The organism is Vasconcelosia minhoensis LEGE 07310 (genome assembly GCF_015207255.1).
Classification (GTDB): Bacteria; Cyanobacteriota; Cyanobacteriia; order Phormidesmidales; family Phormidesmidaceae; genus Vasconcelosia; species Vasconcelosia minhoensis.
This window is the reverse complement of record NZ_JADEXG010000003.1, coordinates 114543-137408: the sequence shown is the minus strand read 5'-3', so window position 1 is coordinate 137408 and position 22866 is coordinate 114543. Positions and strand designations below refer to the sequence as shown.

Below are 22866 nucleotides of genomic sequence, written 5' to 3'. Positions count from 1 at the left end.
TATGACCGCTCGCAGCCCCGCTAATGCAGACCGATGGCCGGGCACAGTGGTCGCCATCCAGGCTAATTTTTCTTCCGTTCAGCTCGATGCTTCAAATGCAACAGCGCAGCCGGACTCTGGCTCGCTCAAGCTGCTATGTGTGCGACGGGGGCTGCTGAAAAAGCTAGGGCAGCAGGTGATGGTGGGCGACCGGGTGGAGGTCGAGCAGCCGGATTGGCAGGATCGGCGAGGCGCGATCGCAACCATCCTGCCGCGCAAAACCGCCTTGGACCGTCCCCCGGTGGCGAACGTCGATCAGATTTTGCTGGTCTTTGCGCTGGCAGAACCGACCCTAGATCCCAACCAGCTCACCCGCTTCCTGGTCAAAGCCGAATCGACCGGCATTCCGATCCAACTCTGCTTGAACAAGCAGGATCTAATTTCCGATCAGCAGGCTAAGCACTGGCAGCACCGGCTAGCGGATTGGGGCTATCGGCCTACTTTTGTCAGCCTGCGGCAGGACTCACCCCAGGTAGATGCGCTAACGGCCCAGCTCCAGGGGAGAATTAGCGTTGTCGCGGGTCCGTCTGGCGTAGGCAAGTCCAGCCTGATCAATCGGCTGATCCCAGCCCAGACGCTGCGGGTGGGAGCCGTTTCTGGCAAGCTGGGTCGGGGCCGTCATACCACGCGCCATGTCGAACTCTTTGAGCTACCCCAGGGCGGCTTTCTGGCCGATACGCCCGGATTTAACCAGCCGGATATTCAATGCAGCCCCGAAGCGCTAGGCGACTGCTTCCCCGAAATTCGTCAGCGCCTGGCCGACCAGTCCTGCCAGTTCAGCAACTGCCTCCACCGGGATGAGCCCGGCTGCGTCGTGCGCGGCGACTGGGAGCGCTATGACTACTACCTGACGCTGCTGGATGAAGTGCTGGCCCAGCAGCAAACGCTAGACGAGCAGCGCAATGCCGAAGCGACTGAAAAAGTAAAGGTCAGTGCCGATGGCAAGCTCCAGCACGAACCCCGACTAGCCGCTAAAAAATATCGCCGTCCCTCACGCAAGGCCCGAAATCAGGCGTTTCAGGAAATTTGCTATGACCTCTCCGATGCTGAAGATTTAAGCCAGCTAGAAGACTTAGAAGACTTGGGTTTGGAGTAAATAGCCACACCCTTGCTGGGTACGCTGTTTGAAAAGCTCTTGGTATACAATGGAGGTCCCGCCATTGGCTGAGATATTTCGCTCTGAAGGTTGCGTAGTCAAGGTTTTCAGCAATGACCATGCTCCGGCTCACGTTCATGTCACATCTGCTGAGCAAGAGATAAGGATCGATATATCGGGGCCAGTGGCTGTGGTGCTTGAATCGGGTAAAAAGCGATGGCAAAACGCTGATGCCAGGTTTACGAAACAGGCTCTACGCCTGGTCAATGACCGTCTGGCCGAAATCAAAACCGCTTGGAAGTCTATTCACAATGGAAAATAAAATCACTGCCGTTCGATACCTGTCTGAGACCAGAGAGATAGAGATGAAATTTGCCAGCGGTGCTCGCTTGGGCTGCCCGGTAGACGCTTTGGAAATGCTAAACTGGACTGGCTCAGAGTTCGTTCAGGCACCGCGCCCGACCGATGAGCAGCTTGCTAACGTTCGGGTCTGGGCCGGGGGCCATGCAGTTGATTTTCCCGACATTGAGCAAAACTTTGACCTAGATGAGCTAATGGCGCTATTACCAATAGACCATCGGTCAGTAGTCACGGCCTAATTTGTGAATACCCCAGAATTTAGACTACCTGATGCGCCCATGCTGTTGCCTATCGTTAAGCCACGTATACTTTTATACGAACCGCTTCTACGCAGATTTCTTGAATAGCTTGGATACAGCGCCTTTCAGGATATGCGGGAATAAGCTTGGGCCTGGCAAGAATACAATCCCTAATTGCTGCATGAGCCCAAGCGCATCGCCCTGACCCCAATGCTCCACAATTTTTTCATCTTTGACTTTATCAATGTGCATAATTGACAAGCTGATTTGCTTGCCCGTCGGTGGAAGCTCTTGAAATTTTCCGAGATGGGTTGCTGTGAAGGTTCCGCACGTTACGACCCTATCTTCCGTAACCACGATTTCATCAAAAACGTGCTGCCCCTGGCTGAAGGCTGAATAAAAGGACGTTCCAAACTGCTTAAACTCTTCCCCGTTTAGTGGCTCAGGCATTCCTGCCAGATGAGCGATAAAATCTGGTGATAAAAGCGCTAAGGCTTGCTCCATTTTGCGATCGTCAAAGGCTTTGTAGAACTGGAGGACGAGAGCTTTATTTTGTTCAGTCAGCATATGGAATTTTATTTTTACCAAATTGTAACGCGGTATCTATGAGAACCTGGCTGACTCCTCTAGCCAACTTCATAGGCGTTTGTGCTCATAACCTATGCGAAACGGCGTGACTGCTTGTGTAACCTGGCTAGCTCTGAAAGGGAACTTTGAAGAGCTGAAAGGCGTCGTCCTGGGGGGCGTAGCCGAGTAGGGCTTTGGTTCCGCTCAGGTCAAGGCGTTTGAAGCGATTGTCGGAAATGCCATGGACGATCGCGAATGGGACATCCGGTACTTCAATGCAGCGGACTAAGAGCTGGCAGAGGTCTCGCGGCGTCACATAGGCACTGAGGTTTCGGGCGCTGGGTGTTTCATCTGGGGGTGCAGGGGTGAATGCGCCGATGCGGATGGCGATCGCGGATAGGCCCTGGTGGGCAAAGCAGGCCGCGATCGCTTCTCCAAAGCATTTGCTGACACCGTATAGGTTGGGCGGGCAGACGGGCATTTGGGCATTCACCTGACGATCGAGCGGATAGCCCTCCACCGCCTGAACGCTGCTGGCATAGATCACGCGCCGACAGCCCTGGACTTTAGCCGCCTGAAAAATATTGTAGGTGCCCTTGATATTGTTATCCAGCAGCGAGCCGTAGAAGTCGGCCTGGGGCGAGGGGTCAGCGGCTAGATGTACTACCGTATCCATATCAGCGCAGGCCCGCTGGCAGTCGTCTAGCTGAGCAATGTCGAACTGCATGATTTCAGCTGCTTCGTTCGGCTGGCTAGCCATGTCTGAGCGATCGGCAAGGCGCAGGCGATAGTCAGCCCGCTTCTGCTCGCTGACGTATTGCCGAAAAGCGGTGCCAATTCCCCCGGCGGCCCCGGTTAACAAAATATTCACGTTGAGTTTAGTGTTTCTAACCTTGCCAACTGAGCTTCCAGAAAGCTAAAGCTCAAGTCAATCTGCCCCTGGGAACATTAAGATCGGGGGAAGCTTCTGTGGATCCTGGTATCTTTGCGGCTTTTTTGTGAAAACTAATCGATGTCAGGCGTGTTGAGGATGCGTCTACGGCCCGTAGACGGTGGAAAATATAAAGCTATGCTAAAGCGGTGCATCAGACTACCGAAGTCAAGAAATGAAAAACTGGGCGCGATCGCGGCTCTACTCTTGGTCAGCGGCAGCTTCGCCTTTGCGCCTGCCGACATGGTGCGGCCTGATGCTGATTCCAGCCCGACCGTGGGCCAGCTTCGGAGCGGCAAGCTGCCGCTACAACCCTGGCTCCAATCGGATACGCTCTCGGTCAATCCCTGGATTATCTATCGTCAGGCCGAAGCCTTTGTCGGGCCGACTGCGGCTCAGCCTTCCAGTCCAGCGGCTCAGCCGGATGCGGCAAAGGCAGGCAGTTCCAGCAGTTCTGCCCAGAATTCAACTTCTGCCGGAGCGACAGCACCGACAGCGCCCACAGCGCCAATAGTGAAAGCCGCTGCTGCGCCGCCGCCGACTTCAGGTAGCCTTACCATTGACGCAGTGTTAGAAATGCGGGTGGCGCTGACGCGCGACGTCAGTACGGTTTCCCTGGCCGCTTCTACCGGTGGCGTAATCACTGACCTAGATGGGAATACGCTGCGATCGCTCTCGGCTCAGTCTGGGTACACCGCTACGATTGGCACTCAGGGCATCGCGATCGACGGGACAAACCTGCCAACGGCGGTCTGGGTCTACCCCAACGAAGGCGGCTACCTGGCCATTGGCAACAGCTGGTATCGCGGTCGGCTGCTGCTGGCAATTCGGGAAACCGGCCTGATTGCCGTCAACCACGTCCTGCTAAGGGACTATCTCTACAGCGTAGTCGGCAGCGAAATGTCGCCCAGCTGGTCAATAGAGGCGCTGAAGGCCCAGGCGATCGCGGCCCGTTCCTACGCCCTTACCCACAATATTCGGCCGGCCAGCAACGACTACTACGACCTGGACAATACGCCCCGCTTCCAGGCCTACGGCGGCGTTGATAAAGAAGCCAATACCACCCAGACGGCGGTCAACGAAACCTCAGGCGAATTTATTAGCCAGGCCGGTGGCATCGTCGAATCGCTCTACGCAGCTTCCCAAGATATCGTCAATACCGCCCACGGCGGTCGCGGCATGAGCCAGCTCGACGCCCTCAAGTTTGCCGAACAGGGCTATCAATACGCCGACATTCTCGCCTATTACTACCCCGGCACGGCTCTGGCCCGGCTGGAGATGGAACCTTAATCGCCACCACCTACGGCTAGCAGCAGCCTATAGTTAAAGCAGGTTGCTACAAATAGGCACAATGTTGAAGGGGCTAATGGCTAAGCTAAAAGGCTGGATAATAGTGGGCAGCCTGGCCCTGATTCTCTGGAGTATATGGCCGATGGCCGCGATGGCCTCAATTCATACCTATCATGAGCAGCCTGGACAAACCACACTGCGGTCGAAGCAGAGCTTGCGCGATCGCGCCGACCGGGCCTGGCAGGTGATTCTCTTCAAGCGCTATCAGCAGCAGGAGATAGAAGGGCTCTACCTGCGGCTGATTGGCTTTCCGGGCCTGGCTGAGCTGGTTCCGAGTTCTGAGCTGGTGATTGCAACCGGGTCAGGAACGCGCTGGACGGCTGCGCCTGCCCTCGATGCTCAGACCTCTGCACTGCCGGCTAATGCGGCTCAGTACGATCTGCAGAGCGCGATCGCGGCTTTACAGGGCGATATTCCCCTCCAGGTCTACATTCCCCTCGCCAATGGTCGGACGGCTGAGCTGGTCGTCCCGCCCTTTGCCGTCCAAGAATGGCGGACACTGGCTGCCCAGACCCCTGCGGAGAACTAGCCCACCACCCACCACCCATCCCTAAGCGGCTTCACCCGCATGGTACGAGCTACGCACCAGCGGCCCCGATCTAACGTGGAAGAAGCCCAGCTCGCGGGCGATTTGCCCCAGCCGGTCAAACTCCTCGGGGATCCAATATTTTTGCACCGGCAGGTGGGCTAGGGAGGGGCGCATATATTGGCCTAGGGTGACGCGATCGCACCCTGCCGCCCGCAGGTCTCGCAGCGTCTCTATAATTTCCACCTCGGTCTCGCCATGACCCAGCATTAGGCCAGACTTAGTTGGTAAGGAAGCATTCGCAGCTTTGGCATAGCGCAGTACGGCTAAAGAGCGATCGTACTTCGCGCCTCGCCGCACCGGCCCCTGCAGCCTTAGCACAGTTTCTACATTGTGGTTATAGCAGGCAGGCTGCGCCGCAACCACCTGGGCTATCCGCTGCTGCTGGACTGCTGCCGATCCGCTCCAGAAATCCGGCGTCAGCAGCTCAATCTGGATTTCAGGGGTCGCCGCGCGGATTGCTTGCATCGTTTTGACGAACCAGCTCGCGCCACCGTCGCTGAGGTCGTCCCGGGCCACTGAGGTCAGTACCACATAGCGTAACCCCAGTAGCTTTACGGCCTCGGCAACCTTTGCCGGTTCCTGCGGGTCAAGCCGCTGGGGGGCATGGCCTTTATCCACCTGACAGAAGGCACAGGCGCGAGTACAGGTCGGCCCCATAAGGAGAAAAGTAGCCGTCTGGTTGGCATAGCATTCACCCCGATTGGGACAGCGCCCCTCCTCACAGATGGTGTGAATCTGCCGCTGCTTGATGATTTTCTGGACGGTAGAGAGCTCGCTGGCTTTGCCGATAGGACGCTTTAGCCAGGGAGGAAGGGGGATGGGCATAGGTGAAAGAAGAAAAGACAGCGAATAGAGACTAGCTCAGGGATTACCGTTAGTTACATAGGGCATTCTGGGTAAATTCTAACTAGGTCACTGAAATCGGGCTAGCACCGCGTTAGCGCCATCCCCCGAATCGGGCAACCTGAGTCTGCACTAACCTGAATAGGGCCATCGCCGTCGAAAGGAGTCAGTCGTGGCAAGTCACAAAATTTTAGTCATTGATGACAGTCGAGTCATCAGAATGCGAGTCAAGGACATGTTGCCCCAGGGTAACTTTGAGGTCATCGAGGCCAAAGATGGCGTAGAGGGGATGGATGCCATCCATGAGCAGCGGCCCAATCTGATCATGCTAGATTTCTTACTGCCTCGGAAGAGCGGCTATGAGGTCTTCCAGGAGATTCAGTCGAAGCCTGACCTACAAACCATTCCGCTGGTGATGATGTCGGGTCGCCGGGAGGAAGTGACTGAGAAAATTACCGAGCCGTTTGAGTATTTTGAGTTTATCCAGAAGCCCTTTGAGCAGAAGGAACTGATCGGCGCCATTAAGAATGCGATGACCAAGGCCCGCAAGGCCCGCCCCACCGCCGTCATCTCTACTCCGGTAGCACCTGCCGCCGCCGTTGGTTCCAATGCTGAGGTCGAAGCGCTCAAGCAGCAGGTTGCTTCGCTTGAGAAAGAAGTCGCAGCGCTGAAGCAACAGACGGCTAAGATCATCGCCTTCATCAAGCAAAAGCTGAAGTAAATCCTAACGCAGCGCCCTGGAATGCAGCAATTAAGCGGTTTCTAACGACATATCTTCATAGCGTCTAGATGGTTCTATCCAATCTAGACGCTATTTTATTCAGCTGACCTGTGCAAACTAAGCCTGGGAAGCCTTGTCCCGCATATTCTCTTCGTTTTCAACCTGCTGCTGTTCAGCAACGGCTTGTCTATGGTCCTGATCGCCAACGCTGCCTGAACGTCGAGAATCCAACTGGGACAGAGCATCTTCGCGGCCATAGACGATGAGTAAATCCTGCGCTCGAATTTGGGTCTCTCCGTGAGGGGCCCCAATATAGGTTTGATCAGGGCGCTGGATTCCTAAGATGACAATGCCCTCATCCCGAAGCTGAAGCTCGTCTAAGCGCTTACCGGCTAGCCAATCTTGAGATTTAACCCGCAGCTCTGTCACTGCATAATCTTTCATTAGCCGCAGCAGCTTAGCATAGTCGCGGACGTCCAGTTTTGTCCACCGACGCAGTCCCCACCGTAGGAATATGGTCAGATAGCGATTGAAAAGCCGATTGGAGGAAATGATCCACATCAACCCAAGCCCAACCCCAAGAATCAGAAAACGCCATCCTGCCTGACGGGTGTCTGCGGAAGAGACAAAAGTTAGAACAAGCGAAGAGATCACCGAGATCACGCCGGCGTTGCCAAATAGCATAAGCAGCATCACAATCTGTCGTCGGGCGGGATGGTTCGTGACCTGCTCTGACTCTCGGGTGGTGAAGCCGGCCCCAGTAAACGCCGAGCGAGCTTGAAACTCAGCCGCCTGTCTTGATAGGCCCGTCAGCACGATGGCTTCAGCAGCCAGCCGGGTCACTAGCAGGGATACCGTAATGGCTACAAAGACAGAAACTAAAGCTGTCATATCATGGCCTCTCTTAGCATTTTGGGTCGCCTGTAGGAACGGGCGCTTTGACTGAAACAGCTCGCCCTAGACAATCCTAGAGCGAGCTGGAAATTTTCAAGCACTGGCAGTTTAGTACTTCTGGCTTTAGCAAATTCGGTCTAAAATCGCGACGGAATTTTGGTTTCCCGCTCTAGCTGACCGTTATCAGCGGTCTTCTTCGCCTGGAGCGCGGGTTCATACCCCGCTTCTACGCTACAGGCCTGGGCAGCGCTAGTCAGCAAGACGCCGTAGATCACCTTGGAAAAAATATCCGCCACTGTAAAGAGGAACTGGCGAGTGACGCCAGCCCAGCCGCCCCATTCGGGGAAGAACTGCCAGCCCAGCGGCACCAGATAAGCTAGGGGATAGAGGGTCCAGGAGATTAAAATCACCCACCAGATAGTGCCCATCGTATTATAGGCTGGACGCGGCAGCCCTTCGCGTGAGCGGAAAATAAGATTACCTACTAGGTAAAGAATGTAGACATAAAAGATTGTACTGATGAAGCCCCAGAGCATAAACCAGGGAATGCTCGTCAGCTCAAAATACTGGCCGATATAGCCGGTATAGATCATAAGTAAACCCGACGCTACGAAACGGGTCCGAGTTTTGCGAAATTTGGCCGGCGTGACGTTGACCACAAACAGCATTTGGGTCAGCAGGCAGGGGACGTCGATGGACCAGTTGAGATAGCGATAACCGTTGGAGAAGGTACTATCAGTCAGCCGCCAAACTTCGCCGTCAAAAGCAAAAGCGGACTGCCAGCCTTGCAGCTGTCGAAACAGGATCAGGAAAGCAGAGACCATCACAATCGCCGAGAGTACCGACGAGGGCTGGTAGGCTGGTGCCGACTGACGTTTAGTGGTCAAGAAATAGACAAAACCAACGGCCATCGCCCCAACACCCAGGGTCAGCAGATGCGAGATCAGATCGTGCTGCAGCGGCGAATAGACCAGGATATTTTCTAAATTAAGGCCCTGTGGTATTTCGAACGTTCCAAGCTGGGCTACGACGTTTGGCATAAAACCGAAGGCCGCTGGCAAGTCAATGGATAGCATGGCTTTGTACCTCTGATGTTTAATGGACAAACTTTAGGCTGGCCTAGCCTATCGGAAGAAGCGGCGGCTGTCTTGTGGCCAGTGGTCGGAACAGCTGATCGCGTCCACTTGCAAAACATGATGGGGATGGACGGCTTTCGGCGGGGGCGCTTGTTTCCGGTGTAGCCTCTACCGCAAGCGGGATTGGCTGTTGCAGCTGCGGCTGAAGTTTCTCTTCAGCTAAATTACGGTTAACCGTAATCTGATTTAGACAAGTGGCCGGAGATCGTGGACGCTTCACTCCCGCCTATCTCCTGTAAAAGCTGACTAAATCCCATAGAGCTGAGCACTTATCCTAGGAAGGGTTTTAGTCTCCCAAAGGAAGTAGCGATAATACAGTCTTCTAGAGCCTATCGACTCCCCTTTACGGTTCTCATCTACCCGTGGCGGTAATCCGAACCTTGACCAATTTCTATCAAAGGATACAGGACTTATCTCTTGAAAATGGGCGTATCTATTTTTGAGTCCGCCACAGGGCTAAAACTCTATGCCGGCCTGAGCTTTGATGCCCTGTTCCTTGAAGGGATGCTTGACCAGGGTCATTTCTGTGACCAGGTCAGCGCGGTCAACCAGGGCAGGCGGAGCGCCGCGCCCGGTCAAAATAATATGGGTGTCGGCAGGTTTTTCATCGAGCCCAGCGATGATCTGTTCAACCGGCAGATAGCCGAGCTTCAGGGCAATATTCACCTCGTCTAGCAAAATCGTTTTGTACTGGGGCTGACGAATATAGTCCAGAGCCGTATTCCAAGCAGCTTGAGCTTTTTCGATATCGCGCTGGCGGTCCTGGGTTTCCCAAGTGAAACCTTCACCCATGGCATGAAATTTTAGCTGGTCGGGCCAGTGGCTGAGAGCGGCTTTTTCGGCGGGTTCCCAGCCGCCTTTGATGAACTGAATGATGGCGACGTTGAAACCGTGGCCCAAGGAGCGTAGCACCATTCCTAGAGCGGCAGTGGTTTTCCCTTTGCCGTTGCCGGTATGGACGATGATCAGCCCCTTTTTCACATCGCGTCCGGCCAGCCGCTGCTCCTGGACGGCTTTGCGGCGCTGCATCTTCTGTTTGTACTGGGCTGCGCTGAGGCCAGGCTGGGTAGCCGCATCGTCGAGCTGAGTCGCGGTTTGGTCAAGGTTAGTAGCAGCATCGGTCATAGAATCAGAGGTCATAGCAGGGTGAGTGGCGACAGTCGGCTAGGGCAAAGTGCGATAATGCATGAGATTATTCTTCAGCTTACATCGGCGCGTAAAGAGAAAATGACAGACAGCATGACAGTGAAGCGAGCGGTGTTAGCCGTCCTGACGTTTATTGTGGTTCTGGTTGTGGGGGGAGCGCTGATTAGCAGCGCGAATCAGCCTCAAGTCACCAGTCGCCTTCAGCTTTACCAGACCGATTTGCTGCTACAGGCGACTGCTTGGGACGGCAGCGACCTGTCTGAGCAGGAGGCTGACCGGGTCAAAACGGCGCTGCTGGGAAAGGACCCGATTGAAACGGTCATCGAGCAGTATGAAGAGGTCCGGCAGTCAGCGGTAGCGGGGCTGGAGCGTTCACAGCAGCAAGCCGCCATGCTAACGGCGCTACAACCTGCTAGGGCCAGCAGCGATGAGGCTACTCAGGCGCAGAGCATTGCCAATCAGCAGCAGGCGCTAATCCATCGGATTGACCTGCGTCTAGGCATTCTACAGGCTCAGCAGCAGCAACAGCAGCAGGCTATCCAAACCTGGCAGCGCTTAGCCCAGGAGAATACCACCGCCACCACCGCGCAGACCGCCGCCGCGCTCGCCGATCTCTGGCGTGAACCGCCCCAGGTCAGTCCCGGGACTGAGGCCCTACTCCAGAATTTAGACGGCTGGTTTCGCGATCGCGCCCTAGAAAAACTTTATCGGGTAGAAAACCGGCCCCAGGACCTGGCTTTGCTGACCCAGCAGGAGCAGGAGACAGCAGAGGAAACGCTGCTGCGGCTAGTGGTGATTGGCGTCATGCCGACCCTGGGCGGGCTGCTCGGGGCAATACTGCTGGTGGTGCTGATCGGGCAGCGGTTTGTCCAAAAGCAAAAGTCAGTTTTGGCAATCGCGGGCGATCGCGGCTGGACGGTTCCCTGGACGGCGGAAACGGTCTGGCAGGTGCTGATTTTCGGCTTCTTCTTTATCGGCCAGATCGTTCTGCCGCTGCTCCTAAAGCAAACTGGGTTGAGCTTTGGCACAGCCGATAGCCGCGGTCCGGCGCTGTATGCGCTGGTGTTTTATCTGCTGATGGCGTCTATCGGTCTAGCCGTTCTCTACGGCTCAATTCGGCCCTATTTTCCCCTGCCGGAGGGCTGGTTTCGGTTTCGGCTGGTGGCCAAATGGCCGCTTTGGGGGTTAGGCGGCTATCTGGTAGCGCTGCCGCTGATGATCGGCGTCTCGCTGCTGAACCAGCAGCTCTGGCAGGGGCAGGGCGGCAGCAATCCGCTGCTGCAAACGGTATTGGAGGAACATGATCCGCTGGCGCTGGGAATATTTTTGTTTACCGCCGCGATCGCGGCTCCCGTTTTTGAAGAAATTCTATTTCGCGGCTTTCTGCTGCCGTCGCTGACCCGCTACATGCCGGTCTGGGGTGCCATCGGCCTCAGCAGCCTGATCTTTGCCGCAGCCCACCTGAGCCTGTCCGAGGTGCTGCCGCTGACCGTACTGGGCGCGGTGCTGGGGTTTGTCTATGCGCGATCGCGCAACCTGCTGTCCTCAATTTTGCTGCACAGCACCTGGAACAGCGTGACGATGATCGGCCTGTTTTTACTGGGCGGAGCATAGATTTTTTTGAAAGTCAAGAATTTGCGCTAAAAAACTGAGAATTTGGATGGTCTCGGCAGATCGGCTGATAGCCTATACGCCTGTCACCCTATTTGTTTTGACGAATAGCTGATCCCATGGCAATTAATCCAATGACTCGAGTTGAATTAGAAACACCCAACAGCAAAAAGCAAAATCTGGCCCAGAAAGCATTTATGAAGCTAAACACCTACCGCACCGGCTTTACGTCGGGCATCCTGATGACGACCCTGCTGGCGACCGGCGCCGCGCATCTAGTATTCAATGTGTACCGAGCCGGTTCGATGACATTGGGCGATTTCAGCTTTGGTCGGCGGCCAACCGAAATTGGTCAGATTGGCGAGGCAGATCGCGCCAGTCGCGCCACCGATGGCGTCAAGATGGATTTAACCCAGCCCGTTCAGACGGAATCAAATTCTCCTGAGCGGCAGCTATCTAGTGCCGACCGCAGCCTGCTGAGCGACCAAACCTACGACAGCAATAGCAAACTGGTCGGGTTCGCGCCCGAGCAGGGCTATCAGCAGGCTCCGGCTGAGATTGGCGACTTTAGCCAGGCCATGCCGATTGCCGAGGTTGGCTTGGGCCAGCGCAACGCCAGCTTTGAACCCCGCTCCGTTTTTATCGGTAAGCGAAAGTACCAGTCCAACTTTTTTCTTAAGCCTGACCAGTTTGAGGTGACTCGAGTTGGGTTTGACCTGGAGCCAGCTTCAGGATCTAAAGCCGAAGCTCAAGGTCTTTTTCTCCAATTTGGTCTGGGAGACTTAGATGCAGGGACCACCCCACTGACCTATCTGGTCAGCATCTTCGGCGATGGCGTTCTGCTATGGTCGAGCTCAGTTAGGTATGAAGAGGCTCAAATCGCGGCGGTCGTGCTAGATGTTGAAAATTATAGTGACATCGTGATTGAGTACCAGGTGACCGAAGCTGGCGATGTCAGCCTAGAGCAAAATCCGCTCTACTTCACAGCGGCTAAGCGCCTGTTTCAATAAAAGCAATGGGTGAGGTAGAAGCAGGTGAGACTAGGAAGTCACCGAAGGCTGAGTCGGTTGAGAAATCTCATCCGGCTCGGCGACGGAAACTTCAGCAATAGGCGTTTCTGGCGGTACGGAATCAGCGGCTGGGCCTGAAGCCGACGGTACCGCCTGGGGTTTGGCTGACGTTTGGGGCTGAGATGGCTGAGCAGCGGATGGCGGCTGAGCTGAAGATTGGGCATCAATCATTCTGACCGCTGGAATGGGCCGCTCAATGCCAAGCTGACCGCGGGCATGGTCGAGCAGATGGGCCGCTCCATTCTGACTGCCGACCAGCAGCGCTTTGCCCATGGCTGGAAGAGAGGTGCTACCGCGATCGCTCGTCTGGGCCTCGACCCAGTTTCGCAGCCCGTAGCTCGTCTGTAAGACAGTTTCGCTGGCCCAAGCGCCGAAGACAAAGACAAAGCAAATGATCAGCCAAATGAGCTGAGCCGACTCTCGTAGAATATCCCAGGTGAGGGCGAGCATCTTCTGATAAATTTTGGCAGTTTCGGGCGCAAAGAGCAGCTCCCAGAGTTTTGCAGCTTGTGCTTGAATACGATCCATGATTTTTAGCTTGATGGCTACAGGCAGATTGTTTCTAGCTTATCGACCGAAGTTGATTTGCTAATGATCCTTTTGGGTGAAAACCCGTTGCGGCTTCGGGCGGAAGTGCCCGTATTGACCGCGAAGCGAATCGTGACACTATCCGCCCCAGACCTTTTCCAAGACGGCCTCGGGTTTAAGGTCGGCCAGGCGGCTACTGGCCGACTGAATGCCCACCGCTCGGGGGTCATCCTGGGCGGGTTTGGGTAGAACTCGGCTGGGCTCACTGGCCCCCAGCATCGCTAGGGTAAACACGTTCAGCGCGATCGCAAGCTGCATCACATAGCAGTCGGGCGTGATCACCAGGTCGGCCCCGGCAACCATCGCTGCCGTCTGGCCAATATTCCCCGGCCCCGCAATTTTGAGGCTGCCCTGACTGGCGCTGAGTTCGCCAATTGCCGAGCGACTGTCGGCGGTCTGAAGCAGTACCACTGGTAGCTGCGGCTGCTTGCTCTGGAAATCTTGAATCAGCGTCTGCCAGCTGGCGACGGGGTACGGGTCAGGGTCTGCGTTCAGCGGCGCCGCCGGGCCAGGATACATCAGCACGTAACCCTTCTGGAGACCGAGCTTTTCACGCTTCTGAGCGGCCCAGTCCAGGTCGGCCTTGGGCAGGTTAACCGACAGCTCGGGACAGGTAGACTTAACCCCAATACCCTGGAGCAAATCGTGGTAGAGCGCTGCCTGATACTGGTCGGGATGGTAGGGAACGGTCGCGGTATACAGCCAGGGCGTGCCAGTAGTGCTATAGGTAATCCGAGTCGGTATGCCGCTGAGCCACAGCAGCAAGCTTTCGCTCCAGCGGGGCTGGGTGAGAAAGACCACTTCGTATTCGCGATCGCGCATAATTCCTAGCAGATTCGCCCAGTCTGAGGGGCTATTGCGGGACTCATAGTCAAACGGAATCACGCTATTGACCTGTTTGCAAACTCGGTAGGCCGCCGTCGCTCGGGGCTCTACCACAACGCTGACTTCAGCCTCGGGGTAGGCCCGCTTGATGTCGTCTAACGTCGGAAAAAAGAGGAGCTGTTCGCTAATGCCGCCAGGGACTAGGGCCAGTATTCGCATACTATATATTCACGGATTCCAGGGGTTGTCCGCTGTCCATTCTAATTGAAGCCGTGATAGTAGCGCTGTTTCAATTGCAATAAAAATAGAATCTTTGGAACTTAGCGTTTTAGAGGCCCACCTTGTACCTACTTATCCCCGCTGCTGGCATCGGTCGGCGACTCAGTGCCGCCTGGCAGCAGGCGCCACGCAATAAGCTGCTGCTGCCGCTGCGCAATCGGCCGCTGCTGGCCTGGACGCTGCTCGCCGCCGAGGCCGCCCAGTCGATTCGCTGGATCGGGATTATCTGCCAGCCGACCGACCAGCCAGACTTTGCCGCGATCGCAGATACGCTATCCCTGTCCACACCCGTCCACTTTATTACTGGCGGCGATACGCGACAGGCCTCGGTTTACAATGGCCTTCAGGCTTTGCCCGCGGAGGCCGCCCAGGTCCTGATCCACGACGGAGCGCGCTGCCTGAGTACCCCTGACTTATTCGACCGCTGTGCCGCAGCGTTCCAATCTTGCAAAGGATTCATCGCTGCCGTCCCGGTCAAAGACACGATTAAGCAGGTCAACGCCAACCGTCAGATTGAACACACCCCCGACCGCAGCCGCCTTTGGGCTGCCCAAACGCCCCAGGGGTTTGATGTTTCCCTGTTAAAGGACTGTCATCGGCGAGGCCACGACCAGGGCTGGGCAGTGACGGACGATGCTGCCCTGTTTGAAAAATGCGGCCTGCCGGTCAATATCGTCGAAGGTGAAGAGACCAATCTGAAAGTCACGACGCCCGCTGACCTGTCCATTGCCGAACTGATTCTTAAGCAGCGACTACGGGGAACCGATTGATGAATAGCGTAATAGCACGAAGCCCCGGTACCGAACCAGGGCTTTACTGATAGGCAAATGCGGGTAGAAGGGCTGGGTTAAAAACGCTATGCCCAGATGCTCCAGAAATTCTCCCAAAGATTTTCCCAGAGGTTCTCCCAGAGATTCTCCCAGAGGTTCTCCCAGAGGTTCTCCTAGAGGTCGCCGCCGCGAAGCGCTAATAGAAATACGATGGCAGGCCCTGAAATCACGACCATTGCCAGTACCGTAAGCTGGGCGATTAGGATAAAATCAATATTGCTTAAGAAACTCATTAAACCTCCGAAAAATCCAGGCTAAAAAAATCAGGCTAAACCCTGCTGGCCATGTCTGTTGAAAGCTATTGTACCTGTTAGCGGCGGGGTAATTAAGCCGGATTTAATAAAACGCCAAATGGAATTTAGGTCACTGCCCCCGCTGGCTACGCTCTTGCCCATCATCCACCCCCAAAATCAATGCCAACCTGGCAATGCGTCCAACAGTGTGGTGCCTGCTGCCACCTAGACCCCACCGACCGCCCCGACCTTGCGAGCTATCTAACGGCTCCACAGCTCGAGCGCTACCTCAGCCTAGTCGGCGAAGATGGCTGGTGCATTCACTACAATGCCGCCACCCGTCAGTGCCAGATTTATGAGACCCGTCCAGACTTTTGCCGGGTGCAGCCAGACACCTTCGAAGCCATGTTTGGAATTGGGCCAGAAGCGCTAGATGAATTCGCGATCGCCTGCTGTGAACAGCAAATTGAATCAATCTACGGCGATCCCAGCCCAGAACTGACCCGGTTTCACCAAGCCGTCTACCCTTAGCGATAGCGTTTTGGCCAGAGTCCACTAAGATAATGAAAGAAATGTGAAATCTAAGCGCCCGTGTCACCTGCCCAAGATTCTTCCCCCATTGCTGGCCAAACCGCTGACCAATCTGCTGGTGAGCCCTATGCAGCCTTAAAAAAGGGCTTTTGGAGCATTTTTTTCTCCACCTTTGTGACCATATTTCTGGCAGAGCTGGGGGATAAAACTCAGGTGACGACCCTGCTAATCAGCGCTGAGGCCAACTCGCCCTGGACGGTGTTTGCTGGAGCGGGCCTGGCACTGATTTCGACTAGCCTAATCGGTGTGCTGCTGGGCCGATGGATGGCGAAGCGGATTTCTGCCAAAACGCTGGATACGATGGCTGCGGTGCTGCTGCTGCTAATTACCATTTGGCTAGTCGCAGATGTCGTTGGCTTGTGAACACCTGCATGCAACCCTAATCGTGAACCACGAATGGATTGGAATCTTTTAAGCGTTAGCTTTGTCGCCGTTTTTCTATCTGAGCTAGGAGATAAGAGCCAGCTAGCCGCGATCGCGCTCAGCGGTAGTTCTTCATCCCCTAAGGCGGTATTTGCCGGAGCCGTTGGGGCGCTGCTGCTAGCCAGCTTTTTAGGCGTGATTTTAGGCGAAGGAACGGCCAACCTGCTGCCGGAGCGACTCGTCAAAGCAGTCGCCGCTATCGGCTTTGGGCTGATGGCGGTGCGGTTGCTCTGGCCCCATTCAGACCTGCCAGACTAGCCCTGGGCAATGTCCTGGAACTCGCTGGCCACGTCACCATAGCAGAGCTTGAGCAGACCGGCTGCCGCGGTTAGCTTCAGCATTTCTAATGCCCAGTAGACGCTGTGCATTAGGTTCATCGCTGCTGGGACGGGCTCAGCGGCGGCGCTGAGCTGAAGTCCCAAGGCGCTCATCTGCGGCGTGAGCAGGTAGGTATAGACAAGCGCGATCGCCAGCAGCCCGCTGCCGATCAGCATTGCCCAGCGGCTGCGGCTGCCGCTGACCAGAACAGAAAATTCACTTTGCCGCTGCCGCAGCGCCAGCAAACCAGTCAAAATGCAGGCCGCACAGAGCAGCTCAACCCGGTTAAACGTCCAGAACAGACCGTAACCCGCGGAGGCAAAGCCCGGCTCCTCCATCATGCCGGTACCGTACATCATCGGCATGAGCAAAAAGTCTAGAAATAGGCTGACGCTAAGCCAGAACGCAGCCGCGGCTAGGACTAAGCTGTCCCAGTTGAACTGTTTGGTCGAAAGCTTGGAATGGAACATGATGGCGTGCTTAAGAAGTGAAGAATAATCAATATTTTCACTTTAGCGAAGTGAAAAAGCGCTGTCCTGAAACTAGGCCATTCGTGATGTTTCTTTGCAATTAGTTAGTAAGTTTTTCTACCTACTAGAACGGTCATTTCTGAGCTCCGCTCGGCTAGGTTCTGATCTTCGATAGAGATACTTCTGACTCTGCCCGGCTAAGCTAAAGCTATCTTTTCTCAATGGCCTGGGCGGTGGAATTTTATGACTCAATCAGATCCGACAGATCCGAAAGCACCGAACTCTGGAGACAGCGCGATCGCGCCCAGATGCCGTCAGGGGGCAACCTTCGCCGCAGTTTTTGCCGCCATCATCGTCAATGCCCTGTCGAATTTCTTTCCCCTAGGCGGCGCCAATATTGGCGAGATTGCCAATACGGTCTTCGCCGACGTCAAGATTACGCCAGCTAACTATGCCTTTGCCATTTGGGGGCTGATCTACGTTGGCCTGATCGGCTTTAGTTTCTATCAGGCTCGACCTAAGCTGCGGTTTGACCCCAGCCTACGCCAAACTGCCTACGGCGTGATCGGCGCCTGCCTGTGCCAAATTGCCTGGGTCTTTGCCTTTCAGCTCAGATATTTCTGGCTGTCGGTGCTGCTGATGGTTGGCATCCTCGCCTGTCTGATTGGCGCCTATCGCGCCTCCCATCGCGCGCAGCCGCCCGCTCGCCAGCGCCGCTGGCTGCTGCAAATCCCGATTAGCCTCTACCTGAGCTGGATTACTGTCGCCACCGTCGTCAACGTTGCCTCCGCTCTAGTCGCTTCAGGCTGGGGCCAGTGGACCCTCGCCGCTACCACCTGGACTATCTTGATGGTCATCGTCAGTGCCCTAATCGCCGCCGTCGTCACCACCCAGTACAAAGACGCCACCTTCCCCGCCGTCACCATTTGGGCCCTAATCGCGATCGCCCTCCGCGCCACCAATCCCGCCTCTATTTCCTTAGTCGCCAGCGGCCTGGCCGCCGTCTTGGGCCTCCTCACCCTCTGGCTCAACCTGCCCAAACCCAAACCAGCCCCCTAACTCCATCACCCGATCACCCCATCACTCTTAACTCTTTACCCTCTACCATCCCCCCCATGCACCGTCTTCACCCACTTCAGCCGCTTAGGCCGCACTGAAATCCGTACCGTCGTCGTCGCAATCACCACCAGCCAGTGAAACATATAGAGCGTGCCGCGAACGGTATATAAAACCGCTAGCGGTACCGGCATCTTCTGGGTGCGGCGGAGCGTGGTAAACATGCCCCAGCAGGACATACTTACGGCCAGGGAAGTCAGCGGGCTAAAGATAGGCAGCCGGTGTCGCACGATTGAGAGGGCCAGGTCGGGGATCGCCACCGCAGGCAGCAGGTACTGAATCAGCCAGAAGCCAACCATGTCAATCGATTTTTGCCAGCCCAAGCCATTGCGGGCCAGCGGTCGCCAGTAGTCGAGGTAGCGCTGAAAGCCGCCTTCAGCCCAGCGGTTGCGCTGATGCCAGAGCGAGCGAGTCCTAACTACGCCCTCTTCACCGACGGCGGGGGCAAATAGCAGCTCGATATCCCACCGGTTTAGGTGTAGCTGAATGGAGAGATCAAGGTCATCTGTAATGGTTTCCTCATTCCAGCCGCCGCACTGAATCAGCGCCTCGCGCCGGACAAACTGGCCGTTACCGCGCAGTTCGCCGATCCCGCCAATCGCCGTACGATGCTCTTGGAAATAGGCATCCAGAGCCATTTCGGCCACCTGACCCTGGGTCCAAAAGTTGATTTCCGGGTTGACGATCGCCTTGCGGGCCTGCACCGCTCCGACATTTTCGGTAAACATCGGTACGAGCTGACGCAGCAGGTCAGTCGGTACCTGAGCATCGGCATCAAAAACGGCCAGGAGGCTGCCCTTCGTGCGGGGCCAGACCTGATTCAGGGCACCCGATTTACCCCCAATCGCATCGGGGCCACGGCGAATCACCTGGAGGCGCGGATACTGCTGCGCCAGCTGCTTAAGAATTTCCGGGGTGCGATCGGTGCTGTGGTCATCGACCACCCAGAGGTCGTAGCGCTGGGGGGGATAGTCGAGCCGGAGCAGCGATTCAACCAGTTTGGCAATGACCGCTTCTTCATTCTTGGCGGCGACCAGCAGCGAGAGGTAAGGCCAGGCTTGAGCCTCCGCAGCGCTGACGGGGTGAGCGAAATGGGACGGCAGCGGCTGGGGGAGGGGACGCGATCGCGCCAATCCCACCCGTACCGCATGAACGCCCATTAGCGCCGTTATGCTGAGCACGGCCCACTCTCCCCAGGTGACCAGGTGTAAAAAGACCGTTCCACTCCACAGCAGGCTCAGCGCAAAGGCCGCCTTCAGACGACGTCCGGCATAGCCTGGGGAAAAGTCCGGCTCGGTCTCGGTCGAAAGCTCAGCGAAATCAGACATGCTTTAGCCGTTTAGATCTCTTTGCAAAAAGTTCAAACAAATTTAAACCATACCCCTTTGTATACCCATCGACTAGCTAGACCTTCTGACTATGGCTAACGCCTGATTGACTTTCTGGCTGAGCGGGCATTCTAAACTCAAGGCGGCAGCCCGCCCAGCCGCAGGGGCCGTCCTAATTTAGTCAGTGGGAGCAATCGTTTGAGCTATGGCAATCGAAGGAATCAAGCCGGCTAGCCAGCAAGATGTCAATGTGTACATGCCCTATTACCAGGGGGACAACAAGCGCCGGGCTCTCCCCTACGCCATTGGTCTGTATAAGCAAGGCAACTTGGAAGGCGAGCGCCAGATTGAAGGCAGTGACAGCATTGTCTTCTTAGCGACCTGGAACATTTCGATGCTGCCGGCTGACCTGACGCGCTGCCGCATGCAGTTCGACGGGAATGCTGAACTCAGCTATGAGATGACGCTGGCGACGTTTGAATTTGTGGACTATTTGATTACTGCGGTTACCGCAATGTCCCATAAGAAGACGCCTGACTTTTCCAAGGTGTTTTATCGCAAGCTGCTACGGATAGACGAATAGGCTCTACCCTCTAGGGAACGTGTCAGAATAAGGCAAAAAGCCGCTATCCTGAGACGGACAAAGAGGAGTCATCCATGCCTAAGTTACCGAAACATCTACTCGTCGGCTCAACCGAAGCCTACAGCGGCAAGTCGGCTACCGTGCTAGGTCTGGGCCTTCAGCTTCAGCAGCGGGGCCTGGATATGGCCTATGCCAAACCGATTGGGACCTGTCCCAGCGAATCGGGTACAGGCGAAGATGAGGATGTTCGGTTTATTACCCAGGCCCTCGACCTGGCGAGCAATCGGGTGCGCCCGACGCTTTTCTGTTTAGACGAAGAGACGATTCAGAGTCAGCTAGCCTCTAGTGCTCTCAGCTATCGGCAGCAGCTCGAAACCTATGTCCAGGGAACCGGCGAAGATCTGCTGCTGACCGAGGGGCCAGGGACTTTGGAAGAGGGCATCTTATTTCAGCTTTCTCTCCCTCAGCTGGCTGAGATGACCGATGCTTCAGTGCTGCTGGTGGCCCGTTTTCGCTCCGTCCTGATCGTCGATCGGCTGCTGGCCGCAAAGCAAAAGCTGGGGCCGCGGCTGCTGGGCGTTTTAATCAACGACGTCCCCGCAGCGGAGATACCGATGGTAGAATCCCAGGTCAAAGACTGCCTGGAGCGGCATCAAATTCCGGTGCTAGGAATTTTACCGAGTACGCCCCTCATGCGCAGCGTCAGCGTTGCAGCCTTAGTGCAGGCTCTCGATGCGGAAGTGCTGAGCCGACCCGAGCGGATGGATCGGATGATGGTCGAGCAGCTTTCGATTGGGGCGATGAACGTCAACTCGGCGCTGCGCTATTTTCGCAAGGCCCACAATATGGCCGTCGTCACCGGCGGCGATCGCTCCGACATTCAGATCGCGGCCTTAGAAACCTCAACTCAGTGCCTGATTCTGACCGGTCATCTACCGCCCAAGGACGAGATTCTGAGTCGGGCTAAAGACCTGGAAGTGCCGATTCTATCGGTGGATCTCGACACTCTTACTACGGTAGAAATTATCGATCGGGCCTTTGACCAGATGCGCCTACAGGAACCGGTCAAAGTCGAGTGCATTCAACATCTGATGGATGAGCACTTTGACATTGAGCGGCTAATTGCTGAGCTGAGCCTGCAGCCCGCCGTAACCGCATAAAATTATACGCCTGAATCTCGGACGGTTTGGTAAAATTAGCCCGTCCTTTCTTTTATATTTTGGTACCTCTTTGAGTCAGTCTATTGAAAGCACAACTGAAGCGCTAAAGCCCGATACCTTTCTACAAGAGCTGGCGACGATTCAGCAGTCCGGCTCTAAGCGTATTGCTATCTTAGGGTCGCGCCATGTGCCCATTACTCACCTGCGCCTAATTGAGCTGATGAGCTATGCGCTTGTGCTGGGGGGCAACCGGCTGATGACTTCGGGCGCTACCGGCACCAACTCGGCGGCGATTCGGGGAGCGATGAAGGCCGATCCCAACCTGCTGACGGTGATTTTGCCCCAGAGCCTGAAGCGGCAGCCGCGCGAATCGCGGGAGCAGCTGGAGGAAGTGACCCACCTGGTTGAGAACGAAGCAAATGATACGCTTTCGCTCGCCGAGGCTAGCGCCCTGTGTAACCAGGAAATTATCTCCCGCTGCCAGCAGCTGATCTGCTTTGCCTTTCATGACAGCGCCACGCTGCTCAAGACCTGTAAGGAGGCCGAAGAGCAGCGAAAGGTTGTAACGTTATTTTATTTTGACTAACTGTGACTGAAGCTTTACTGAGTCTCCCCAGTGCGCTGCTCTACAGCATTGCGATCGCGGGCATCCTCATCTACATTCCCTTTCTCCTGGTCGGGCTGGCCCGGGTGCAGACGGGCTACGACATTGCTGCGCCTAGAGCCATGTTCGATAAGCTGCCCGCCTACGCCCAGCGGGCCACCTGGGCGCACCAGAACAGCTTCGAATCGTTTATGCTGTACGCCCCGGCGGCGCTGATGGCCTACATCACGGGGCAGGCTTCGACCGCTGCTCTGGCTGCAGTGGGGGGTTACCTAGTGGCACGCCTGTCTTACACTGCGTTTTATATACTGAGTATTCCACTGCTGCGATCGCTCTCCTGGGCCATCAGCATGGTCGCGATCGGCACGCTCTATTTTCTCAGCTGCCGGTCCGCTTGGATGCAGTAGCCCCCCTGCCGAATTTAAATTTTCCTATGGCTTCCACCTATTCATTTGACATTGTCAGCGACTTCGACCGTCAGGAGCTGGTCAACACCCTCGACCAGGCCCGCCGCGAGATTGGCAGCCGCTACGACCTCAAAGACACCGATACGACGCTGGACCTCAGCGATGACAGTATTACCGTCGAAACCGCCAGCGACATGACCCTCGACGCGGTGCATACGGTGCTGCAAACCAAGGCGGCTAAGCGCGAGCTGTCGATGAAAATTTTTGACTTTGGCAAGGTCGAGTCGGCCAGCGGCAATCGAGTCCGCCAGGAAGTAAAGCTGCAAAAGGGGATTAGCCAGGACATCGCCAAGCAAATTTCCAAGCTGATCCGCGACAACATGAAGAAGGTGCAGGCGTCGATTCAGGGAGACGCGGTGCGGGTCTCAGCCAAGTCTAAGGACGATTTGCAGGAAGCGATGCAGCTAGTACGCGCCGAAGATTGGCCAGTGGCGCTCCAGTTCACCAACTACCGCTAAG

The 22866-nt window shown here is 55.9% G+C and carries 30 protein-coding genes; 19 read left to right on the top strand and 11 right to left on the bottom strand.

The genetic code is table 11. The features are described 5' to 3' along the window. The first annotated feature begins 1 nt into the window (after position 1). Genes rsgA through IQ241_RS02530 form a run of 3 tightly spaced genes read left to right on the top strand, consistent with a single transcriptional unit; the run spans position 2 to position 1734 of the window. Positions 2–1135, top strand: coding sequence for a small ribosomal subunit biogenesis GTPase RsgA (gene rsgA, locus IQ241_RS02540; RefSeq protein WP_193904829.1), 1134 nt, complete (start codon positions 2–4; stop codon positions 1133–1135). A 49-nt stretch (positions 1136–1184) separates the two neighbouring features. Next, positions 1185–1457, top strand: coding sequence for a DUF4160 domain-containing protein (locus IQ241_RS26290; RefSeq protein WP_228021295.1), 273 nt, complete (start codon positions 1185–1187; stop codon positions 1455–1457). A 43-nt stretch (positions 1458–1500) separates the two neighbouring features. Continuing rightward, positions 1501–1734, top strand: a complete 234-nt coding sequence (locus tag IQ241_RS02530; protein WP_193904827.1) for a DUF2442 domain-containing protein — start codon at positions 1501–1503, stop codon at positions 1732–1734. 87 nt (positions 1735–1821) lie between these two features. Here IQ241_RS02530 and IQ241_RS02525 read toward each other — a convergent pair whose 3' ends face one another. Beyond that, positions 1822–2301: an ester cyclase gene (locus IQ241_RS02525; protein ID WP_193904826.1), complete on the bottom strand. Its 480-nt coding sequence runs from the start codon at positions 2299–2301 to the stop codon at positions 1822–1824. A 127-nt stretch (positions 2302–2428) separates the two neighbouring features. After that, positions 2429–3172 (bottom strand): NAD-dependent epimerase/dehydratase family protein, encoded by a 744-nt coding sequence (locus tag IQ241_RS02520; protein ID WP_322743547.1) that lies wholly within the window; start codon positions 3170–3172, stop codon positions 2429–2431. A 198-nt stretch (positions 3173–3370) separates the two neighbouring features. Here IQ241_RS02520 and IQ241_RS02515 point away from each other — a divergent pair, with 198 nt between their 5' ends. Continuing rightward, on the top strand, positions 3371–4522 hold the full coding sequence (locus IQ241_RS02515; protein WP_193904825.1) for a SpoIID/LytB domain-containing protein: 1152 nt from the start codon (positions 3371–3373) through the stop codon (positions 4520–4522). A gap of 76 nt (positions 4523–4598) precedes the next feature. Beyond that, positions 4599–5111 carry a DUF3122 domain-containing protein gene (locus IQ241_RS02510; protein ID WP_193904824.1) on the top strand — a complete coding sequence of 171 codons (513 nt, stop codon included), beginning with the start codon at positions 4599–4601 and terminating at the stop codon, positions 5109–5111. A 21-nt stretch (positions 5112–5132) separates the two neighbouring features. On the opposite strand, the gene lipA is transcribed toward IQ241_RS02510, so the two are convergent. Beyond that, positions 5133–5996 carry a lipoyl synthase gene (lipA, locus tag IQ241_RS02505; RefSeq protein ID WP_193904823.1) on the bottom strand — a complete coding sequence of 288 codons (864 nt, stop codon included), beginning with the start codon at positions 5994–5996 and terminating at the stop codon, positions 5133–5135. A gap of 190 nt (positions 5997–6186) precedes the next feature. On the opposite strand from lipA, the gene IQ241_RS02500 reads away from it, so the two are divergent. Beyond that, positions 6187–6735, top strand: a complete 549-nt coding sequence (locus IQ241_RS02500) for a response regulator (RefSeq protein WP_193904822.1) — start codon at positions 6187–6189, stop codon at positions 6733–6735. A gap of 117 nt (positions 6736–6852) precedes the next feature. Here the strand turns inward: IQ241_RS02500 and IQ241_RS02495 are convergent, their stop codons facing one another. Further along, positions 6853–7626, bottom strand: a complete 774-nt coding sequence (locus IQ241_RS02495) for a TrkA C-terminal domain-containing protein (protein WP_193904821.1) — start codon at positions 7624–7626, stop codon at positions 6853–6855. Between the two features lie 140 nt (positions 7627–7766). Next, positions 7767–8705 carry a bacteriorhodopsin gene (locus tag IQ241_RS02490; RefSeq protein ID WP_193904820.1) on the bottom strand — a complete coding sequence of 313 codons (939 nt, stop codon included), beginning with the start codon at positions 8703–8705 and terminating at the stop codon, positions 7767–7769. A gap of 15 nt (positions 8706–8720) precedes the next feature. Between IQ241_RS02490 and IQ241_RS02485 the strand changes: the two genes are divergently transcribed. Further along, positions 8721–8870, top strand: coding sequence for a hypothetical protein (locus tag IQ241_RS02485; RefSeq protein WP_193904819.1), 150 nt, complete (start codon positions 8721–8723; stop codon positions 8868–8870). Between the two features lie 351 nt (positions 8871–9221). Here the strand turns inward: IQ241_RS02485 and cobO are convergent, their stop codons facing one another. Beyond that, the gene (cobO, locus tag IQ241_RS02480; protein ID WP_193904818.1) at positions 9222–9905 is read right to left on the bottom strand and encodes a cob(I)yrinic acid a,c-diamide adenosyltransferase; all 684 of its coding nucleotides are present in this window, start codon (positions 9903–9905) and stop codon (positions 9222–9224) included. A 99-nt stretch (positions 9906–10004) separates the two neighbouring features. Here cobO and IQ241_RS02475 point away from each other — a divergent pair, with 99 nt between their 5' ends. Together IQ241_RS02475 and IQ241_RS02470 are read left to right on the top strand one after the other, a co-directional pair. Beyond that, entirely contained in the window at positions 10005–11525 is a 1521-nt protein-coding gene (locus tag IQ241_RS02475) for a CPBP family intramembrane glutamic endopeptidase (protein ID WP_193904850.1), read from the top strand. Positions 11526–11656: 131 nt separating this feature from the next. After that, the gene (locus tag IQ241_RS02470) at positions 11657–12532 is read left to right on the top strand and encodes a hypothetical protein (protein ID WP_193904817.1); all 876 of its coding nucleotides are present in this window, start codon (positions 11657–11659) and stop codon (positions 12530–12532) included. A gap of 30 nt (positions 12533–12562) precedes the next feature. Here the strand turns inward: IQ241_RS02470 and IQ241_RS02465 are convergent, their stop codons facing one another. Continuing rightward, positions 12563–13120 (bottom strand): hypothetical protein, encoded by a 558-nt coding sequence (locus IQ241_RS02465; RefSeq protein WP_193904816.1) that lies wholly within the window; start codon positions 13118–13120, stop codon positions 12563–12565. 138 nt (positions 13121–13258) lie between these two features. Next, entirely contained in the window at positions 13259–14224 is a 966-nt protein-coding gene (locus tag IQ241_RS02460) for a glycosyltransferase family 9 protein (protein ID WP_193904815.1), read from the bottom strand. A gap of 122 nt (positions 14225–14346) precedes the next feature. Here IQ241_RS02460 and ispD point away from each other — a divergent pair, with 122 nt between their 5' ends. Next, positions 14347–15054 (top strand): 2-C-methyl-D-erythritol 4-phosphate cytidylyltransferase, encoded by a 708-nt coding sequence (ispD, locus tag IQ241_RS02455; RefSeq protein WP_193904814.1) that lies wholly within the window; start codon positions 14347–14349, stop codon positions 15052–15054. A 173-nt stretch (positions 15055–15227) separates the two neighbouring features. Here ispD and psb30 read toward each other — a convergent pair whose 3' ends face one another. Then, positions 15228–15347 (bottom strand): photosystem II reaction center protein Ycf12/Psb30, encoded by a 120-nt coding sequence (gene psb30, locus IQ241_RS02450; RefSeq protein ID WP_193904813.1) that lies wholly within the window; start codon positions 15345–15347, stop codon positions 15228–15230. Between the two features lie 180 nt (positions 15348–15527). Between psb30 and IQ241_RS02445 the strand changes: the two genes are divergently transcribed. Genes IQ241_RS02445 through IQ241_RS02435 form a run of 3 tightly spaced genes read left to right on the top strand, consistent with a single transcriptional unit; the run spans position 15528 to position 16619 of the window. After that, entirely contained in the window at positions 15528–15878 is a 351-nt protein-coding gene (locus IQ241_RS02445) for a YkgJ family cysteine cluster protein (protein WP_193904812.1), read from the top strand. A gap of 60 nt (positions 15879–15938) precedes the next feature. Then, positions 15939–16301 (top strand): TMEM165/GDT1 family protein, encoded by a 363-nt coding sequence (locus IQ241_RS02440; protein WP_322743546.1) that lies wholly within the window; start codon positions 15939–15941, stop codon positions 16299–16301. A 33-nt stretch (positions 16302–16334) separates the two neighbouring features. Further along, positions 16335–16619, top strand: a complete 285-nt coding sequence (locus tag IQ241_RS02435; RefSeq protein WP_193904811.1) for a TMEM165/GDT1 family protein — start codon at positions 16335–16337, stop codon at positions 16617–16619. Here IQ241_RS02435 and IQ241_RS02430 read toward each other — a convergent pair. Then, positions 16616–17149 (bottom strand): hypothetical protein, encoded by a 534-nt coding sequence (locus IQ241_RS02430; protein ID WP_193904810.1) that lies wholly within the window; start codon positions 17147–17149, stop codon positions 16616–16618. The genes IQ241_RS02435 and IQ241_RS02430 overlap by 4 nt on opposite strands. Positions 17150–17392: 243 nt before the next feature. On the opposite strand from IQ241_RS02430, the gene IQ241_RS02425 reads away from it, so the two are divergent. Further along, complete coding sequence (locus IQ241_RS02425) at positions 17393–18208, top strand: tryptophan-rich sensory protein (RefSeq protein ID WP_228021294.1); 816 nt, start codon at positions 17393–17395, stop codon at positions 18206–18208. 35 nt (positions 18209–18243) lie between these two features. Here the strand turns inward: IQ241_RS02425 and IQ241_RS02420 are convergent, their stop codons facing one another. Then, entirely contained in the window at positions 18244–19593 is a 1350-nt protein-coding gene (locus tag IQ241_RS02420) for a glycosyltransferase (RefSeq protein ID WP_193904809.1), read from the bottom strand. A gap of 205 nt (positions 19594–19798) precedes the next feature. Between IQ241_RS02420 and ebsA the strand changes: the two genes are divergently transcribed. The 5 genes from ebsA (at position 19799) to IQ241_RS02395 (ending at position 22865) form a co-directional block, all read left to right on the top strand. Further along, positions 19799–20176, top strand: a complete 378-nt coding sequence (ebsA, locus tag IQ241_RS02415; protein WP_193904808.1) for a type IV pilus biogenesis protein EbsA — start codon at positions 19799–19801, stop codon at positions 20174–20176. 74 nt (positions 20177–20250) lie between these two features. Beyond that, positions 20251–21336 (top strand): phosphotransacetylase family protein, encoded by a 1086-nt coding sequence (locus IQ241_RS02410; RefSeq protein ID WP_193904807.1) that lies wholly within the window; start codon positions 20251–20253, stop codon positions 21334–21336. Between the two features lie 70 nt (positions 21337–21406). Next, a complete protein-coding gene (locus IQ241_RS02405; RefSeq protein ID WP_193904806.1) occupies positions 21407–21922 on the top strand; it encodes a DNA recombination-mediator protein A in 516 nt (171 codons plus the stop codon). 2 nt (positions 21923–21924) lie between these two features. Further along, positions 21925–22347 carry an MAPEG family protein gene (locus IQ241_RS02400; protein WP_193904805.1) on the top strand — a complete coding sequence of 141 codons (423 nt, stop codon included), beginning with the start codon at positions 21925–21927 and terminating at the stop codon, positions 22345–22347. 26 nt (positions 22348–22373) lie between these two features. Beyond that, the gene (locus IQ241_RS02395; protein WP_193904804.1) at positions 22374–22865 is read left to right on the top strand and encodes a YajQ family cyclic di-GMP-binding protein; all 492 of its coding nucleotides are present in this window, start codon (positions 22374–22376) and stop codon (positions 22863–22865) included. The last annotated feature ends 1 nt before the right edge of the window (position 22866 follow it).